Below are 16,175 nucleotides of genomic sequence, written 5' to 3' on the forward strand. Positions count from 1 at the left end.
CTAAAAAACATAAATAACCGTTACAATGGTTAAAATTCCCATTATGAAAACAAAGCCATCAAGGGCTTTGTTTTGGAATTTTTTAAGTTTTGAAACAGAATATATAGCAATTATAGGCATTAAAAATAAAATCGCTGCAATGATTGGACCACCTAAATTTTCTATAAAGCCTAAAACACTAGGATTATAATAGCCAACCAAAAGCATAATCACATACATTAAGCTAGTACAACTTATAGAAATAAATTTTAAATTTGGATTTTTACCACTAAGTTTTACGCATTTTCTAACAATTCCATAAGCCCCTTCTCTAGCCCCAAAATAATGACCAAAAAAAGAACTTGAAATAGCTAAAAAGGCTACTAAGGGACCTCCATAGGAAATAAAGGCATTATCGAGCTTATTTGCAAAATATGATAAAACAGGGATATTTTGGACCCTTGCCATTTGAAGTTCTTGTGGACTTAATGATAAAACAGATGAAAATACAAAAAACATTACAAAAACTAAAAGCATAGCAGAGGTATTAAAAAGAATTTGACTTGATTTTTTATCATAATCATCGTATTTTCTTTTAACGCTTAAAGAAAAGGTTGAAATAGCAGGAGAGTGATTAAAGGCAAAAACAAGCACGGGCAGAGTTAGCCATACTACTATAATAAAATCTTTAAAATTTGGCACATTTACTAGACTTGATAAATTCCATTGTGGTATTAAATACAAAGAAAAAACAAATAAAACAAAGCATAAAGGATAAACAAGCCATTCACAAACCTTTGTGATAAATTCTTCGCTAAAAAGCATGATAAGCATAAAAATACTTACCAAAATAAATACTAGCAAAGCCCTATAAAAAGGAAGCAGTACCATTCCTTTATCGGTGCTAATATAAGCTTGATTTATGAAATTTGCAAAATTTGTATCTAAGAGTGGTAGTAATTGATGATAAATAAAGCTTTCAAAGGTATTTGTAATACCCACACAATATGCCAAACATATAGGAAAAATAGCAAAAAAATACAAGATAGAAATAAAAATACTAGTCTTAAAACCAAAATACTCCTCGGCTGCGTGAGTTATATCTTTTTCGCTCCCATTTGCTTGTGCTACAAAGCGAGATAATGCCCTATGGCTTAAAAATACAAGAGGAAAGATAAGAAAACACATTACAACAACTGGCCAAAAACCTCCCCCACCAGCTCTAATAGGTAAATATAAAATTCCAGCCCCAACAGCAGTACCAAACAAAGAAAGCACCCAACGAGTATCAAAAGAAGTCCATTTATTCATTAATAAAACCTTGTTTTTAAATAATAGAAGCAAAAATTGTAACGATTTAAAATTAATTTATAAGCTACAAAATTGTAGCTTATAAATTATTTATCAACGCCTACTATGACATTGTTTGCTTTAATTAGGCAACTTACCTTATCGCCTTGTTTTAAAGCAAGATCTTGCAAAGATTGCATGGTAATAATAGCTACTATTGTATAGTCCCCACATTTCACATCAATTTCAGCATTTACAGCACCTTCGCGAACTTCGCTAATGATACCTGTTAGCTCATTTGCCGCACTTGTTTTAATGTTAAATTCTTCCTTAGCAAGAATTACGCTACTTGCCTTAAAGATAAAATAAATAGCCTTATCCTTTGAAAGTTTTAATCTCTTAGCACTCTCACTTGTAATAATAGCCCTAAGCTTGTTTTCACCAAGACTTGCACTAACTTGCGTTAAAACAGAATCAGATTTTAGCTTTTTAACATTTACCTTTAAAATATTCCTAGAACTTAGCATATTCTCTCCTTCTTTATTTATAAAATAAACTATGATTCATTTTAAAGAAAAATGACTTAATTTTAACTAAATTTTAGTATAATACCTTAATTTTGATTTTAAAGGATACATTCTGTTTAGCCGAAATTATGGTAAAAAAATTCGTAAAAAAATTTTAAGCCTACAACAAGATAAGAGTGCAAAATCCTTAAAAGAACAATTCGTACTTAAAATTTCTATGTATTTTGCCTTAATTTTAGCTATATTTGGCGTTTTATTTGGAGTTTTTGCAAATAGTTCAGCCATTATTTTTGATGGCTTTGTCTGCCTTGTAAGCGTAGCTTTGGGCTTTTTAAGTGTGTTAACCTCTCGTTTTATTTATAAAGAGGACGATGACGTGTTTCAATATGGCTATGTTCGCTTTGAACCCCTTGTTAATCTTTTTAAAAGCCTTGTTTTATTGATAGTTTGCATATATGCCTTTATAAGTGGAATTTCAAGCATTATACAAGGAGGCTATACCTTAGACCTTGGAAAAAGCGTTATTTATACAATTTGTGCCTTTATGGTATGTTTTATAATTTATATTTATATACGTTTTTATTCTAAAATTTTAGACTCAGAATTAATAGGCGTAGATAAAGCAGAATGGCTTATAGATTGTGTTTTATATATGGGTGGAATTTTAGCCTTTGGAGCTGTTTATATAATGGATCCCTTGCAAGAATTAGCACTTAGTAAATTTATAGACCCTGCTCTTTTAGTTATACTTTCTTTGATATTATCCTTTACTCCTATGCGAATTTGTATCTCAAATTTAAAGGATTTAATAATGATAGCCCCACCCTTGCTTGATGAGAAGATTACACAGGTAATGGAGGCTTTAAGTAATGAGTATGAATTTGAAGATTATGATACGCATGTAGCAAAAAGTGGGCGATTTTTTATGATAGAAGTAAATATTTTAAGTTCAAACGCAAGTAAGAAAATTTCAGGTGGCGAACTTGATAAAATAAGGGATAAAATTTTATCCCAGCTTGAAATTCCAAGTTATAGAATTTGGCTTTTAGTAAGTTTAACAGCTGATAAAAAATGGCTTTAAGAAAGAAGTAAGATGAAAAAAGAAGATATTAAAAGTATAGTTATGTGTGCTTATGGCTTTGGTGATTCTATGATATATATGAAAGCCTTATATGCTATTAAAAAACTTTACCCTAATGCAAGATTAAGCTTATTGTATAGGACTAATTTTAAGGATATAAAATTAGATTTTGTAGATGAGATTGTAAGTTATAAGGGGATAGAAAGTGATAAAGAAGGCGATTTTTATGAAAAATTAAAAGGGCTAAATTGTGATATTTTAATTATTCCTAGAAGAAGTACCACATTGCATAAAACCTTAGATAAGATAGCTAAAAGTTTAAATATTAAAAAAATTATAAGCTTTACAAATCTTTATAATATTTTCAATAAAAATTTCAAAACCCCCTTTCCAAGCATTATAAGAAATAAGCATTTAAGCGAATTTATTTTAAGCTTAGTAAGGCAGATTGATAAAAAGCACTTTGATGAAAATATTAAAAATATTGATTTTTCACAGGTTAAAGAACATATATATAAGGATTTTAGCATAGTTGATAGCTTTTTAAATAGTATTAAATACGATAAAATCATAGGCATTAATTGCTTTTCTTATCATAGCCAAAATGAAGGAGTTAATTTTTTTATAAGGGATTGGATAAGATTAGCCCAAAATATAGCCTCTACTCATAAAAATTTTCTTGTTATTTTAATGCATGCAAAATTTGAAAGTATAAATTTTAATATAGATGAAAGTGAAAATTTAAGGGTATTTACAAATGATGAGTCTTTTGCTAGTTTAGTTGCAATCTCAAGCAAGTTAGATTATTTTATAAGCATTGATACAGGTAATGTTCATTTATGTGATATCTTACAAATTCCGAGCTTTATTTTAATAAGACCAAAGGCTACCAGGCATTTTTTAGGGGGAAGTTATAATGGAGTTTTTGATAAAATGGTAGTAAAGCCTGGCTTTCAAAAACATTATAAAAAAACCTTTAGTGCATTTGCAAAAAAGGTTGAAGAAAAATTAAGCACCTTATAAAAAATCATTCTTAAAACTCACATAGTTTTTAGCTGATTCTTTTAAAAATTCCACTTCTTCTTCTTTTAAGGTGCGAACTAATTTAGCAGGATTGCCAAGTATTAAAGAACGAGGTGGAAATTTCTTTCCCTTTGTCACAACAGCCCCAGCCCCAACTATGCTATCATCATCAATCAAAGCATCATCCATAACAACTGAATTCATACCAACCAAAACGCGATTTTTAATCACACAAGCATGGATTACGCAATTATGCCCTATGGTTACGTCATCGCCTATTATAGTAGGAAAGCCATTACCTTTTATACTACCATCTTCGTTAAATTCCTTATGCCAGACATGGATAGTGCTTAAATCTTGTATATTTGTCCTTTTGCCGATTTTAATGAAATTTACATCCCCTCTTAAAACGCAGTTAAACCAAACACTACTATCATCACCAATGCTTACATTACCAATAACCTTAGCACCCTTTGCTATAAAAACATTTTTGCCAATTTTAGGCTTAATTTTTTTAAATTTAATCAACATATACTCTCCTTTTCAAGGCTAGTATAGCAAAATAAGATTAAAAATTTAATTTTTTTAGTTACAATTAGGCTTTTTAAAGGAGAATTAATAATGGATGCTTTTGAATATAAACGTTGTAAAAATATGGCAGAAGAAATTTCACAACAAATTTTTATAAACGAAACCCTTTTTAACGCCTTTTGCGAGGTACCTCGTGAAATTTTTTCTCCTCTTAAAACACATGCTTATAGACTTGATGCTATGCCACTAGCAAATTCGCAGTGGATTAGCTCGCCCTTAACGGTTGCAAAAATGACTATGGCATTAGAATTTAAAGATGCCGATAGCGTGCTAGAAATAGGCTGTGGAAGTGGCTATCAAGCAGCCATTTTAAGCAAGGTTATAAGACGAGTTTTCAGCATTGAAAGGATAGAAAAACTTGCAAAAACAGCAGCACAAACCTTTAGGGATTTAGGCTATAGCAACATAAATGTACGCTTTGATGATGGACAAAATGGTTGGAAAAATTATGCCCCTTATGATAGAATTTTATTTTCAGCTTATACAAAACAAATACCTGAAATTTTACTTGATCAATTAAGCGATAGAGGAATTTTAGTAGCCCCAATCTTGCACGATAACAGACAATTTATAACTCGCCTAACAAAAAATGGTACCTCTTTACAAAGAGAAATTTTAGAAGAATGCTTATTTGTGCCCGTGCTTGATGGCAAGGAAAGTTTTTAATTTATTATGTTATAATCTTTTTATGTTATAATCTTTGCTATTTTTTTACAAGGAATGACCATGAAAAAACTTCTCTTTTTACTACTTTCTTTTCTTTTTGTATACGCAAAACCTACCATTAGCGTAAGCATTGAACCACAAGCCTTTTTAGTGCAAAAAATCGCCAAAGATAGTGTAAATATCAATGTGATAATCCCTAAAAATATAGACGAACACAGCTTTGAATTTAAACCAAGCAATATTAAAACCCTAGAACAAAGCGATATTTATTTTACTATAGACTTAGAATTTGAAAGAGTATTTTTAGATAAATTTAAGGATAATTTTAAAAATTTACTTATAGTTGATATGCAAGAAAATATCTCTTTAATGTCAAGCAAACACGAGAGACATGAGCATAAAGCACATAGCGACCATAAAGACCACGAAAATTTAGATATTCATACCTGGCTTGACCCTATTTTACTTAAAATTCAAGCTACAAATATAAGCAAGGCACTAAGCAATAAATATCCACAAAATGCTAAAATGTATGAAGAAAATTTAAACAGCCTTGTAAAAGAACTTGATGAGTTAAATTCTAAGATAAAAACACTTTTAACAGGCATTAAATCAAATAAATTTATAGTTTATCATCCAAGTTGGGGCTATTTTGCAAAAAGATATAATTTAGAACAAATTCCTGTTGAAATAGAGGGTAAAGAACCAAAACCAAGGGATTTACAAAGATTAATCAATATAGCAAAAAATGAAAATATAAAGATTATTTTTATGCAACCTGGCTTTTCACAAAATGCAGCACAAAATATAGCTAAAGAATGTGGTGCGAAAATTCTTTATATTAATCATTTATCTTATGATTTAGAAAAGGAGCTTTTAAGTTTAGCAACACATTTAGCTAATAGCTTGAAAGAATAAAAGTGTTATTTTTTGAACTTTCAAATTTAAGTTATGCTTATGATAATGAAGAAATTTTAAAAAATGTAAATTTAAGCTATGATAGCAAAGATTTTATGGCTATCATAGGACCAAACGGGGCAGGTAAATCAACGCTTTTAAAGCTTATTCTTGGTTTACTTGATGATAAAAAAAGTATTAAATTTAATAAGCTTAAAAGAAGTGAGATAGGATATGTACCTCAACATACTATAGCTAATGAAAATTTCCCTGCTCGTGTTATTGATATAGTTTTAATGGGGCTTTTAGGGAAAAAAATTTTTGGCTTTTATACTAAAAAAGATAAAGAAAAGGCTAAAGATGTCCTTAAAAAAGTAAATTTAGAAAATTTTTGGGATAAAAGAATAAACACCTTAAGTGGAGGTCAAAAACAAAGGGTTTTTATAGCAAGGGCCTTGGTTGATGAGTGCAAGATGCTTATTTTAGACGAACCTACTGCTAGCGTAGATAGCAAATCAGCCTTGCAAATTTTTGAACTATTAAACGACTTACACACAAAAGGAATAGGCATTTTAATAGTATGCCATGATATAAATTTTGTCCTTGCCTATAGCGATAAGGTAGCTTATTTAAACAAAGAATTATTTTTGCATTCTAATACAAAGGCAAGTGATAAAAATGTATTTTTAAAGCATTTGTATGAAAATCACTCACATTTTTGCGATGTTGAGATGAGTTTACATAATTGTCTATGCGATGATTTAGGCTGTAAGGATAAAAAAATTTGCGAAAAGGAATTTCAAAAAAGAACTATTTTAAAAAGTAAAATTTTTAAACCTATAGTTACAAATTTACACAATTTTAGAGAACAAAATGGAAATTCTTAGCTTTACCTTTTTTCAAAATGCAATAATTGCTGCTATTTTAGTCAGTGTAGCCTGTGGCATTATGGGCGTTTTGATTATGATTAATCGCCTTTTTTCAATGGCTGGAGGTATAACGCATGGAAGTTTTGGAGGCATTGGCATAGCCCTTTATTTTTCCTTGCCATTAATGCTAAGCGTTAGTGCTTTTACCCTTTTTTTAGCCTTTATACTAGCCTTTTTGTCCCTTCGTTTTGAAAATAGAAGCGATAGTTTTATAGCTGTTATTTGGGCGTTTGGAATGGCTATTGGAATTTTGCTGATTGATTTAAGCCCTGGTTATAATGCTGATTTAATGGCTTATTTATTTGGCAATATCTTAGCCGTTTCAAGTGCTGATTTATGGCTAATGCTTGGGGTTGATAGCTTAATTATCCTATGTTTAGTATGCTTTTTTAGACAATTTGAAGCCCTTAGCTTTGATAGGGAATTTGCAAGTTTAAAAGGAGTAAAGACAACTTTTTTTTATTATCTATTAATTGCTATGCTTTCTTTTTGTATAGTAATTTGTATAAGATTAGTTGGCATTGTACTAGTAATGGCACTGCTTAGTATTCCAAGCTTTATAGCTGAAAATCTTGCAAAAAAACTAGGCTTAGTGATGATTTTAGCCTCTTTTCTTAGTGCTATTTTTTGCATTTTAGGCTTATTTTTAAGCTATTATTTAAATTTAGCAAGTGGGGCAAGCATTATAATAATTGCTTGTATTGGCTTTTTTATCAATATAATATTTAAATTTTTCAAAGAAAATTAAGGAGATTTAATGAAAGAAAATGTATTACTATTTGGAGATTGTTATCTTATGGCTAAAAATAGCTTTTTTGACGGCTTTCAAGGTGAACTAACGGGGAGGGGTTGAGTGTATAAACGAAAGCCTTGAAGGAGCAATGGCTTTATACAAACTCATAAAAAATAAAGAAAATATCAAAAATACAAAACTTATAATAGTTGCTAGTAACATAAATGATATATCTCATCATATCAACCTTTACGAACAATTATCCTTAGAAAAGATAAACAGTTATTTGTACTGGCTTTATGAAAGCTTGTATCTTACGCAACAAAAGGTTGTTGTTTAAATCTATCCTTGTGACAAATATAAAAATGCGAATGTGATAGCAAATTTACATAGATTTTATGCCTTGAAATTTGGCTTTAATGTGCTTGATCTGCAAAGGTATTATCAAAAATTTGATTTAAGCAAATTGTGTAATATGCTAGATACTTGGCACCACTTTAACACTATTTCAAGAAATATTGGAAAGCAAGTAGCCTTAAATATAGATAATTTTTACGCACCAAAGCCCTTAAAAGAAAATTTAAAAAATTCTAAATTTATCATAGTTAAGCCAAATGAAATGAACTTAATAAAAGGGAGTTTAGAAGAACTTCATAAAAGTAATTCTATCTTTAATGAGATAACCTTTAGGATAGATAAAAATACCCTATTAAAATTTAATGAAAAATACAAGGGCTATAAACTTATAGGCATTCGTACTTGGAATGATGCAACGAAGTGGCAAGAAGAATTTGAACCAAAAATAAATCCTACAAAGTGCTTTTCTAGTATATTATTTAAAAATAAAACAAAAAATTTTAGCAAAGAATTTAAATTTAATAACGCCTTTATCAATGTTTGCAATGAATTTATTATAGATGATGAAAACTTTGTGAGTTTAAATGAGAGTGATGAATTTAGCGAGTATGCTCATAATTGTCATAGCTGGGATAAAAACTCAAAAAGGCTGAGTGTTTGTGATATAGTAGTCTTTTTGCTGGTAAAAGATGAAAAGAAAGCCCCTGAAATTGATTTTGAAAAGTTAAATGATTATAATATTTTAATAGATGAAAAATATAATTTTAATCATATCTTGCCTGATATTAAGGCATATTCTGATTTAATAAACGAGTACGAACAAAGAATAGTACCACGATTTACAAGGCCTTTAAACATAAAAATCGATACTTTAAACAAAGAAATTTTAGCTACAACTAGGGTTAAAAATCATCTTGCTTATAAGATGGCAAAAGCTTAGCTAACAACTCAAAATCCTTAATGGGTTATATGATACTACCCATAGAATTATATTTTATAAACAAATTTCACAAAGAAAATTTAAAAGATTCAAAGCCAAATTTAAAGCCATTAAACCAGTATTGTGATTACAAAGAAGCCTTAAAGATACAAAATTATTTTTCCTATAAACTTGGACTTGCTTGGTGTAAGGCTTATAAAAACTGGTATAAGGGTGGCTTTATTAAATTTTATTTTGAGTATAGAAAGCTTAAAAAGGAATTAGGTCGCTAATAGGACTAAGGATAGGGCCATTATAGCCATGCCCATTAACAAGCCATAAAGGCTATCGTGTGCCCTATCATAAGTCTTTGCTGCTGGTAAAAGTTCATCTAATGATATAAAAACCATAATCCCAGCTACAAAGGCAAAGCAAATAGCCAAAGTTAGTTCGTTTATAAAGGGTAGTAAAATCAAAGCCCCAACAAGAGCACCTAAAGGCTCAGCAAAGCCTGAAAGCACAGAATAAACAAAGGCCTTTTTTTTATCATTTGTAGCATGATAAATAGGCAAAGAAACGGCAAGTCCTTCGGGTATATTATGTATAGCAACGGCTATTGCAATGGCAACGCCAAGGGTTAAATTTTCAAGGCTTGACATAAAGGTAGCAAAGCCTTCTGGAAAATTATGTATAGCAATGGCTAGGGCTGTAAAAATTCCCGTTCTTTTTAGGGTATGGACATTTATTGGCTTGATTCCTGGGTGATATTTAGGCGTTTTTTTAGGATTTTTAGGCAAGGGACAAATTTTAAGTTCGCTAAAATCATCCTTTGGAATGTGAGGGTTAACATCTTCTGGTATTAATTTATCAATAATTAAGGCAAATAAAATTCCACCAAAAAAGCAGAGCAAGGCTAAAAGCTCGCCCCATTGAGAATTAAAATAAGTAGAAAAATCTTTCAACGCACTTGGCAACATCTCCATAAAGGCTATATATATCATAACCCCTGCTGAACAACCAAGCCCAAGAGATAAAATTCTTAAATCATCTTTTTTTGAAAAAAAGGCTAAAATCGCACCTATTGAGGTAGAAAAACCTGCAAAAAGGGTTAAAATCATAGCTATGATGATTTGTTCTAGGCTAAAATTCACTTATTCCCTTGTAGCATTGCTATCTAAATTTTTTAGCAATAAAGTAAGTTCGCTAGCCTTTTGAGGCTCCATTTTTGAAAGTATGCCTGAAACCTTTCTAGTTTCTAGTGAAAGCATTATTTTACTGGCCTCGTCCGTATCCATTGTAGATAATACATTTGCCACGGCACTATCTTTCATTTGTGAGTAAATTTCTTTTATCCTGCCATCTGTTTTTTCATTTATAGAATCTTGAAGTTTTTTGGTTTGAGCTAACAAGGCCTCGTTTTCTTTTTTTAAATTTTCAATCCTTTTTAATGTAGCATTTACCTCGCTTTCTTTTTCAATTAAGGCTTGTAATTTTTGATTATGTAAAATTTCAAAAGAAGCCTTATAAGCTTCTAAGGACTGCCTAGCCTCGTCAAATTCCCTTGTTTGAAGTTCTATTTGTTCTTTTCTTGCCTCAAAATATTTAGCACAATCAACGCCTTCTTGTGCTACACTCAAACAAAGCAAAATAGCACATAAACTAGCTTTCTTTAACATCTTTATCCTTTGTAAAAAAACGTGTTATAGCGATTTCATCTAGAAATTTTTGCTCATCTTTTAACATTTGTTTTTGAATTTTTTTAAGCTCCTCGCCTTCAAGGGCCTTGATTTTTTCATAATCCATATAGGCTTTTTTATATAAAAATTGATAATGTGCCATTTCTTTTTTACTAAGTTCAACCTTTTCTTTTGCCCTATTTAAAGTATCTTGCCCTATGTGAGATAATTCTACACTAGATTTTAATTCACTAATACTTCCTTGAGTTGGCAAGGAATTTGCCATTAAAAATTCAGCATAACAAAGCTCATAAAGCCTTTGGTGTTGTAATTGTCTTTGTTTGGCTACATTTAGATTATTTTCAGCATCATCAAGTTGCTGTTTTCTTACCTTTACAATCACGCTATATTTATTTGTTTTCATAATACTATAGTATCTTCTCTTTCCCAACTTGTGGATATAAATTCTATCTTAACACCGACTAATTCTTGAATTCTTTCTAGATATTTTTTAGCATTTTGAGGCAATAAATCATAATCTCTAATACCAAAAACCTTATCCCAGCCCTCAAATTCTTCATAAACTGGTTCAACATTTTCTAAATCACTGGGCATATAATCAATAATTTGCCCCTTATATTTATAAGCATAACAAAGTTTAACATTTTTAAAACCATCAAGCACATCAAGCTTCATTAAAGATAAGCTATCAAGCCCATTTAACCTAGCAGTGTATTTTACTGCTACTGCATCAAACCACCCACACCTTCTTTTACGACCAGTACTAACCCCTATTTCTTTACCTATTTGTGCGATTTTTTCTCCATCTTCTGTAAGGTCTTCACTAGGAAAAGCCCCATTTCCAACGCGAGTTGTATAAGCCTTTACCACGCCTATTATAGAACCAGCATCCTTAGGATTTAAACCAAGTCCGGTAAGTCCTCCTGCACTAATAGTACTTGAACTAGTTACAAAAGGATAGGTCCCATGGTCAATATCAAGCATAGAACCTTGTGCCCCTTCAAGTAAAATTCGCCTATTCTCATCAATTGCTCTCCACAATAAACGAGTAGTATCTGTTATATAAGGACTTAAAATCAAAGAATAATTTTTTAATTCTTCAAGTAAGCTTTTTTCATCGGGTAATTCAATACCTAAACTATTAAAATAAATTTGATAGGTATTAAAATAATCCATTAATTTTTCACATAATTTTTCAGGATTTAAAAGCTCTCCAACCCTACAACCACTACGATTAATCTTATCAGCATAACTTGGTCCTATGCCTTTTCCAGTGGTACCTATAGCAGTTTTTCCTTTAAGCTTTTCTTGTGCTATGTCTATTAAGGCGTGGTGTTTTAAATTTAAATGTGCCCTATCGCTTATATAAAGTCTTCCTTGTAAATTTTCAAATTGAGCTATTTCTGCAATAAGTGCTTCAGGACTTACAACAACACCATTTCCTATAACATTTATACAACGAGTATGTAAGATTCCACTAGGTATTAAGTGCAAGGCATAGCGAACGCCATTAACCCAAATAGTATGCCCAGCATTGTGCCCACCAGCACTACGACAAACAAAATCATAATTTGCGCATAATTTATCGACGATTTTTCCCTTTCCTTCATCGCCCCATTGAATTCCTACAACAATATCTACCTTAGACATATTCCCTATCCTTTTTTAAACAATGCAAATATTATAACCTAAAATAAGCAAATTTATCCAAATTTAAAAAATATCTTTTAAATTTAAATCCCATAAAAGCAAGTCAAATTTAAGCAAAAATCCATAAATTACAGCCGTTAAAAGCCCGGCAAATAAACCTGCTAACATATCATCTAACATAACGCCAAGCCCACCTTTTACACCTTTGTCAACCCTGCCTATGATTGAGGGCTTAGTAATATCAAAAAGGCGAAAAAATACAAAGGCTAGAATAAAATTTAATATAGAATTACTAGTACTTGCTGCTATGCTACAAGCTAAGAAAACTCCGGCTACCTCATCAATTACTATATGCTTATCATCGTGCTTTTTTGTTTTTTTTTCATAATCATCTATGATTTTAATAGAAACAACAAAGATAAGAATAGAAAGTAAAAATAAGGTTTGAATTCCTAAATATTTTAAAATAAAAAAAGCAGGTATTAAGGCTACAATTGTCCCAAAGGTACCCGGGGCAAAATTAATAGCCCCAGAATAAAAAAAGGTTAAAAATAATCTTTGCATAATCTTTCCTAAGCCATATAAGAAGTTTGGTGTAATTCTAAAAGCTTTTCATAAAATTCCTCATCTTTTTTGTATTCTAAAATTCCATTTGTAGAAAATAAACTATTATAAATTGTTTGCATATTTTTAAAACGATGAGGAAAAAGCTTAGCTAAAATTAGGGCTGAAATTTCTTTTCTAACAAAGACAACAGGAGGTATTATACCAGCCCTTAAAAGTTCTTTTAAAGAATGGCTATTATAATGCAAATGGTGATGCGTGCCATGTGGGCAAGAATGGGTACTAACTATCATTTTACATTTATCACAAAAGACAAATTCGGGTAAAATGATGATTTCTATATTATAATCCCTTGAAAATTGGTCTAAAATCGTGCAAGGTTGATTGTGAGAATAATGCATTCCAAGACCACTATGATTTTGCCCAACTACAAGCTTAGTACAACCCAAACCCTTAGCTAAAATGCTCTCAAGCCCCGGATTTAAATGTGCATGAAAGATATCAATATCCTTTAAAGGAAAGATAAAAATTCTATCCATTGGCAGATATTTTTGTGCAAAAATTCTTAAATATTGTTCTTTTAATTCAAAATTAAAGCCATTATCCTCATAAGATTCAATCAAAAAAACAACTACAAAATCAGCCTTATCAATGGTCCACCTAAAAATTCGCTCATGTGCTCTATGCAAGGGGTCAAAACTAGAAACAATAGCAGTAATTCTTCTTGCATTGTGACTTTTTTTAAGCTCAATAAATTCATTTTTAGATTTTTTAATATCTGAATTATAAATTTCAAATTCCCCACTTAAACAAAACTCGCTAATATCATCTAAAATGCAAGTATTAGGATTAAAAATACTAGGTCTATCTTTATCATTTTTAAATTTACTTTCTATATCAATGAACCCTACAATCTCATTATCAAGACATAAATTAAGCCTTTGACCGGACTTTACATTTTTTAAATTTTCATTTTTTATCCTTGGGGCAAAGCTTAGTGGATAAGGAAAACTTTCATTATTAAATTTGCCCGTTTTAAGCACATTTTCGCTTTCTTTTTCATTCATTAAATGCGTACAACTACCAAGCAAACCTTCTTTTATTAAGGAAAGTATGCCAAATTCTCTTTTATCTATATAAATACTATCTTTTTTTGCTAAATCCATATTTTTTCCTTTTTTCCCATAAGGACTTGCGAGAAATGCCTAACTTCTTTGATAAATCAGTATCAGGGAAGACATTTTGATAAGTTAAGATGATATATTTTACATATTCATCAATAGTTAAAATTTCGTTATTATCCATATTTTTTTCATTAGTGCTAAAATTTAAAACATTTATCTGAGAATCTTGTATATTAGAATTTGTATGCAAAATAACATTTTTATCTTTAATATAACTTAGAAGCTTTTCCTTTTCATTTGCATTTAATACTTGAAAATTGCTTAAAAATAATAATTTATTATCTTCTAATTGTTTTAAGGCCTTATCAACTGCATTATTTGTAGAAAGATTTATGTAAGAAAAGCTAATATCACACTCATTTATATAATTAAAGACAAAGGTATCAGCTAGAATTTGCTTATCTGCTTTTATAATTAAGGGAAGTTTGATTTTTTTGTAATTAAATTCAGGGATTTGAATCGTTTCTAAGCGAGATTTTATATAGTTTTTATACGCATTATTTAGACTAGAAATTTTTTTAAAATGTTGATAATGCTTGATTTTTCTAACTAATTCTTCTATCATAAAAGGCTTTTGTATGTAATCGCTTGCCCCTATATTTAAAGGATTTGAAACCGTGTCTGTGCTAATGTAAGAAATAAGCAAGATTACTATTGAGTTTTTAAATTTTTCAACCACCTTTAAAAAATTACTAGTGCTTGCAGAAAGCAAGACTATATCATAATATTTATCCGTGTTAAGCTCATTAAATGAACCTACTATATCGCATTCATAACCCATATCAGCAAGTTTCATGCTAATGCTTTGTGCTAAATAAATTTCATTTTCTACAATCAAAACTTTCATATTTTCATCCAATCAAAATATTTTAAATTCACGCTACTAAGCACCCCAATGCCTTCTTTTCTACCTATAAAACCAAGTTTTTCAGTAGTAGTAGCCTTTATATTGATTCTAAAATTTTCAACATTTAATACGCTAGCTATATTACAGGCGATTTTATCCTTAAAATCCTTTAATCTAGGAGTTTGAGCTATAATAGTAATATCAGCATTCACAAGTTCAAAGCCATATTCTTTCACTAAATCATAGGCCTTTTTTAAAAGCTTCATAGAATCAGCATTTTTATAGGCCTTATCAGTATCTGGGAAGTGTTCTCCTATATCGCCAAGACTAGCAGCCCCTAATAAAGAATCGGTTAAAGAATGGGCTAGTACGTCTCCATCACTATGTGCCTTTAAACCCATGCTTTCATGCACCTTAACCCCACCTAAAATCAAGGACCTTTTTTCGCCAAATTCATGCACATCAAAACCATTGCCTGTAAAAATTTCACTACTAGGTGGTGGTAAATCAAGCTTTTTTAAATCCTCATCAAAGGTAATTTTATGCGTTTTTTCCTCGCCCTTTATAAACCAAATTTTACCACCCACACTTGCAATTGCCGTACTATCATCGCTAAATTCGATATTTTGAGCTAGTGCCTTTTTTAATAAGGATACGCGTGAAAGTTGTGGAGTTTGAATGAGTTTAATCTTTTCACGAGCAACTACTTCATCTTCTAAAAGCGTGGTATCAGCAACCTTTAAGGCAGGTGTTATACAATCAGCATTATTTATATTTTCAATCAAATTTTCAAATAATTCCTTGCTTACTAGTACCCTAGCAACATCACTAACCATTACAAATTCACTTGTCACTAAATCAAGGGCATTTTTTAAAGATTGCATTCTAGTATCACCACCCTTAACAAATTCATATTTTTCGTTATGATGTATAAATTTTTGCATATGAGAAGTATTACTAGAAGTAACAATTATCTTTTTAAATGGATAAAAAGAACTCAAATTTTTAGTAGCATATAGCCATAATGGAAGACCGCCTAGCCGAATAAATTGCTTTTTTACACCAAGATTAAAACGCGAAGAATTACCAGCAGCAAGCATTATCAAGCTAATATCTAACATATTTTACCTTCAATTTCTTTTTTATGCAATGTTACCATATTACACGATATATTTAACTTAAATTTAATAAATTTACACTCTTTTATTTTAAATGGATTTAAATTTTTTTGGTTATAATCG

20 protein-coding genes are annotated in these 16,175 nt (G+C 30.4%); 9 read left to right on the forward strand and 11 right to left on the reverse strand.

What is annotated here, in order from left to right:
• A complete protein-coding gene (locus FMM56_RS05180; protein ID WP_150140650.1) occupies positions 1-1,290 on the reverse strand; it encodes an aromatic amino acid transport family protein in 1,290 nt (429 codons plus the stop codon).
• An 86-nt stretch (positions 1,291-1,376) separates the two neighbouring features.
• Entirely contained in the window at positions 1,377-1,796 is a 420-nt protein-coding gene (locus tag FMM56_RS05185) for a molybdopterin-binding protein (protein ID WP_150140649.1), read from the reverse strand.
• A 217-nt stretch (positions 1,797-2,013) separates the two neighbouring features.
• On the opposite strand from FMM56_RS05185, the gene FMM56_RS05190 reads away from it, so the two are divergent.
• Together FMM56_RS05190 and FMM56_RS05195 are read left to right on the forward strand one after the other, a co-directional pair.
• A complete protein-coding gene (locus FMM56_RS05190; RefSeq protein ID WP_190318954.1) occupies positions 2,014-2,877 on the forward strand; it encodes a cation diffusion facilitator family transporter in 864 nt (287 codons plus the stop codon).
• Between the two features lie 12 nt (positions 2,878-2,889).
• Positions 2,890-3,900: a glycosyltransferase family 9 protein gene (locus tag FMM56_RS05195; protein ID WP_150140645.1), complete on the forward strand. Its 1,011-nt coding sequence runs from the start codon at positions 2,890-2,892 to the stop codon at positions 3,898-3,900.
• Here the strand turns inward: FMM56_RS05195 and FMM56_RS05200 are convergent.
• On the reverse strand, positions 3,895-4,431 hold the full coding sequence (locus tag FMM56_RS05200) for a gamma carbonic anhydrase family protein (RefSeq protein ID WP_150180557.1): 537 nt from the start codon (positions 4,429-4,431) through the stop codon (positions 3,895-3,897). The two genes, FMM56_RS05195 and FMM56_RS05200, sit on opposite strands and share 6 nt — an antisense overlap.
• A 90-nt stretch (positions 4,432-4,521) precedes the next feature.
• Here FMM56_RS05200 and FMM56_RS05205 point away from each other — a divergent pair, with 90 nt between their 5' ends.
• The 7 genes from FMM56_RS05205 (at position 4,522) to FMM56_RS05235 (ending at position 9,285) form a co-directional block, all read left to right on the forward strand.
• A complete protein-coding gene (locus tag FMM56_RS05205; RefSeq protein ID WP_150140641.1) occupies positions 4,522-5,157 on the forward strand; it encodes a protein-L-isoaspartate(D-aspartate) O-methyltransferase in 636 nt (211 codons plus the stop codon).
• Positions 5,158-5,217: 60 nt separating this feature from the next.
• The gene (locus FMM56_RS05210; RefSeq protein ID WP_150140639.1) at positions 5,218-6,075 is read left to right on the forward strand and encodes a metal ABC transporter solute-binding protein, Zn/Mn family; all 858 of its coding nucleotides are present in this window, start codon (positions 5,218-5,220) and stop codon (positions 6,073-6,075) included.
• Positions 6,076-6,077: 2 nt separating this feature from the next.
• Entirely contained in the window at positions 6,078-6,941 is an 864-nt protein-coding gene (locus FMM56_RS05215) for a metal ABC transporter ATP-binding protein (protein ID WP_150180558.1), read from the forward strand.
• Positions 6,928-7,731 (forward strand): metal ABC transporter permease, encoded by an 804-nt coding sequence (locus FMM56_RS05220; protein ID WP_150207949.1) that lies wholly within the window; start codon positions 6,928-6,930, stop codon positions 7,729-7,731. The genes FMM56_RS05215 and FMM56_RS05220 overlap by 14 nt, the downstream gene beginning before the upstream one ends.
• A 133-nt stretch (positions 7,732-7,864) precedes the next feature.
• A complete protein-coding gene (locus tag FMM56_RS05225) occupies positions 7,865-8,056 on the forward strand; it encodes a hypothetical protein (protein WP_150180560.1) in 192 nt (63 codons plus the stop codon).
• 33 nt (positions 8,057-8,089) lie between these two features.
• The gene (locus FMM56_RS05230) at positions 8,090-9,013 is read left to right on the forward strand and encodes a hypothetical protein (protein ID WP_150180561.1); all 924 of its coding nucleotides are present in this window, start codon (positions 8,090-8,092) and stop codon (positions 9,011-9,013) included.
• A gap of 20 nt (positions 9,014-9,033) precedes the next feature.
• Positions 9,034-9,285: a hypothetical protein gene (locus FMM56_RS05235; RefSeq protein WP_190319017.1), complete on the forward strand. Its 252-nt coding sequence runs from the start codon at positions 9,034-9,036 to the stop codon at positions 9,283-9,285.
• Here the strand turns inward: FMM56_RS05235 and zupT are convergent.
• From zupT to FMM56_RS05275, 8 genes are all read right to left on the reverse strand, one after another.
• On the reverse strand, positions 9,274-10,143 hold the full coding sequence (gene zupT, locus FMM56_RS05240; RefSeq protein WP_150140631.1) for a zinc transporter ZupT: 870 nt from the start codon (positions 10,141-10,143) through the stop codon (positions 9,274-9,276). The genes FMM56_RS05235 and zupT overlap by 12 nt on opposite strands.
• Complete coding sequence (locus FMM56_RS05245; protein ID WP_150140629.1) at positions 10,144-10,668, reverse strand: MotE family protein; 525 nt, start codon at positions 10,666-10,668, stop codon at positions 10,144-10,146.
• Positions 10,652-11,092 carry a flagellar export protein FliJ gene (locus tag FMM56_RS05250; RefSeq protein WP_150140627.1) on the reverse strand — a complete coding sequence of 147 codons (441 nt, stop codon included), beginning with the start codon at positions 11,090-11,092 and terminating at the stop codon, positions 10,652-10,654. Before FMM56_RS05250 ends, FMM56_RS05245 begins: the two co-directional genes overlap by 17 nt.
• Positions 11,089-12,339 (reverse strand): adenylosuccinate synthase, encoded by a 1,251-nt coding sequence (locus FMM56_RS05255; RefSeq protein WP_150140626.1) that lies wholly within the window; start codon positions 12,337-12,339, stop codon positions 11,089-11,091. The genes FMM56_RS05250 and FMM56_RS05255 overlap by 4 nt, the downstream gene beginning before the upstream one ends.
• 63 nt (positions 12,340-12,402) lie before the next feature.
• Positions 12,403-12,903 (reverse strand): phosphatidylglycerophosphatase A, encoded by a 501-nt coding sequence (locus tag FMM56_RS05260; RefSeq protein ID WP_150140624.1) that lies wholly within the window; start codon positions 12,901-12,903, stop codon positions 12,403-12,405.
• Positions 12,904-12,911: 8 nt separating this feature from the next.
• Complete coding sequence (locus FMM56_RS05265; protein WP_150206064.1) at positions 12,912-14,069, reverse strand: sulfate adenylyltransferase; 1,158 nt, start codon at positions 14,067-14,069, stop codon at positions 12,912-12,914.
• On the reverse strand, positions 14,047-14,934 hold the full coding sequence (locus FMM56_RS05270; protein ID WP_150207951.1) for a response regulator: 888 nt from the start codon (positions 14,932-14,934) through the stop codon (positions 14,047-14,049). Before FMM56_RS05270 ends, FMM56_RS05265 begins: the two co-directional genes overlap by 23 nt.
• Complete coding sequence (locus FMM56_RS05275; protein ID WP_150140618.1) at positions 14,931-16,055, reverse strand: bifunctional 2-C-methyl-D-erythritol 4-phosphate cytidylyltransferase/2-C-methyl-D-erythritol 2,4-cyclodiphosphate synthase; 1,125 nt, start codon at positions 16,053-16,055, stop codon at positions 14,931-14,933. The genes FMM56_RS05270 and FMM56_RS05275 overlap by 4 nt, the downstream gene beginning before the upstream one ends.
• Positions 16,056-16,175 lie beyond the last annotated feature (120 nt).

Origin of the sequence: Campylobacter sp. LR264d (assembly GCF_008633895.1) — a bacterium.
Lineage (GTDB): Bacteria > Campylobacterota > Campylobacteria > Campylobacterales > Campylobacteraceae > Campylobacter_D.

What these genes read in the sequence shown, in the direction of transcription:
- FMM56_RS05180 (WP_150140650.1), bottom strand. Translation starts at nt 1,290, where the DNA reads ATGAATAAATGGACTTCTTTTGATACTCGTTGGGTGCTTTCTTTGTTT.
- FMM56_RS05185 (WP_150140649.1), bottom strand. Translation starts at nt 1,796, where the DNA reads ATGCTAAGTTCTAGGAATATTTTAAAGGTAAATGTTAAAAAGCTAAAA.
- FMM56_RS05190 (WP_190318954.1), top strand. Translation starts at nt 2,014, where the DNA reads ATGTATTTTGCCTTAATTTTAGCTATATTTGGCGTTTTATTTGGAGTT.
- FMM56_RS05195 (WP_150140645.1), top strand. Translation starts at nt 2,890, where the DNA reads ATGAAAAAAGAAGATATTAAAAGTATAGTTATGTGTGCTTATGGCTTT.
- FMM56_RS05200 (WP_150180557.1), bottom strand. Translation starts at nt 4,431, where the DNA reads ATGTTGATTAAATTTAAAAAAATTAAGCCTAAAATTGGCAAAAATGTT.
- FMM56_RS05205 (WP_150140641.1), top strand. Translation starts at nt 4,522, where the DNA reads ATGGATGCTTTTGAATATAAACGTTGTAAAAATATGGCAGAAGAAATT.
- FMM56_RS05210 (WP_150140639.1), top strand. Translation starts at nt 5,218, where the DNA reads ATGAAAAAACTTCTCTTTTTACTACTTTCTTTTCTTTTTGTATACGCA.
- FMM56_RS05220 (WP_150207949.1), top strand. Translation starts at nt 6,928, where the DNA reads ATGGAAATTCTTAGCTTTACCTTTTTTCAAAATGCAATAATTGCTGCT.
- FMM56_RS05225 (WP_150180560.1), top strand. Translation starts at nt 7,865, where the DNA reads ATGGCTTTATACAAACTCATAAAAAATAAAGAAAATATCAAAAATACA.
- FMM56_RS05235 (WP_190319017.1), top strand. Translation starts at nt 9,034, where the DNA reads ATGGGTTATATGATACTACCCATAGAATTATATTTTATAAACAAATTT.
- FMM56_RS05245 (WP_150140629.1), bottom strand. Translation starts at nt 10,668, where the DNA reads ATGTTAAAGAAAGCTAGTTTATGTGCTATTTTGCTTTGTTTGAGTGTA.
- FMM56_RS05250 (WP_150140627.1), bottom strand. Translation starts at nt 11,092, where the DNA reads ATGAAAACAAATAAATATAGCGTGATTGTAAAGGTAAGAAAACAGCAA.
- FMM56_RS05255 (WP_150140626.1), bottom strand. Translation starts at nt 12,339, where the DNA reads ATGTCTAAGGTAGATATTGTTGTAGGAATTCAATGGGGCGATGAAGGA.
- FMM56_RS05260 (WP_150140624.1), bottom strand. Translation starts at nt 12,903, where the DNA reads ATGCAAAGATTATTTTTAACCTTTTTTTATTCTGGGGCTATTAATTTT.
- FMM56_RS05265 (WP_150206064.1), bottom strand. Translation starts at nt 14,069, where the DNA reads ATGGATTTAGCAAAAAAAGATAGTATTTATATAGATAAAAGAGAATTT.
- FMM56_RS05270 (WP_150207951.1), bottom strand. Translation starts at nt 14,934, where the DNA reads ATGAAAGTTTTGATTGTAGAAAATGAAATTTATTTAGCACAAAGCATT.
- FMM56_RS05275 (WP_150140618.1), bottom strand. Translation starts at nt 16,055, where the DNA reads ATGTTAGATATTAGCTTGATAATGCTTGCTGCTGGTAATTCTTCGCGT.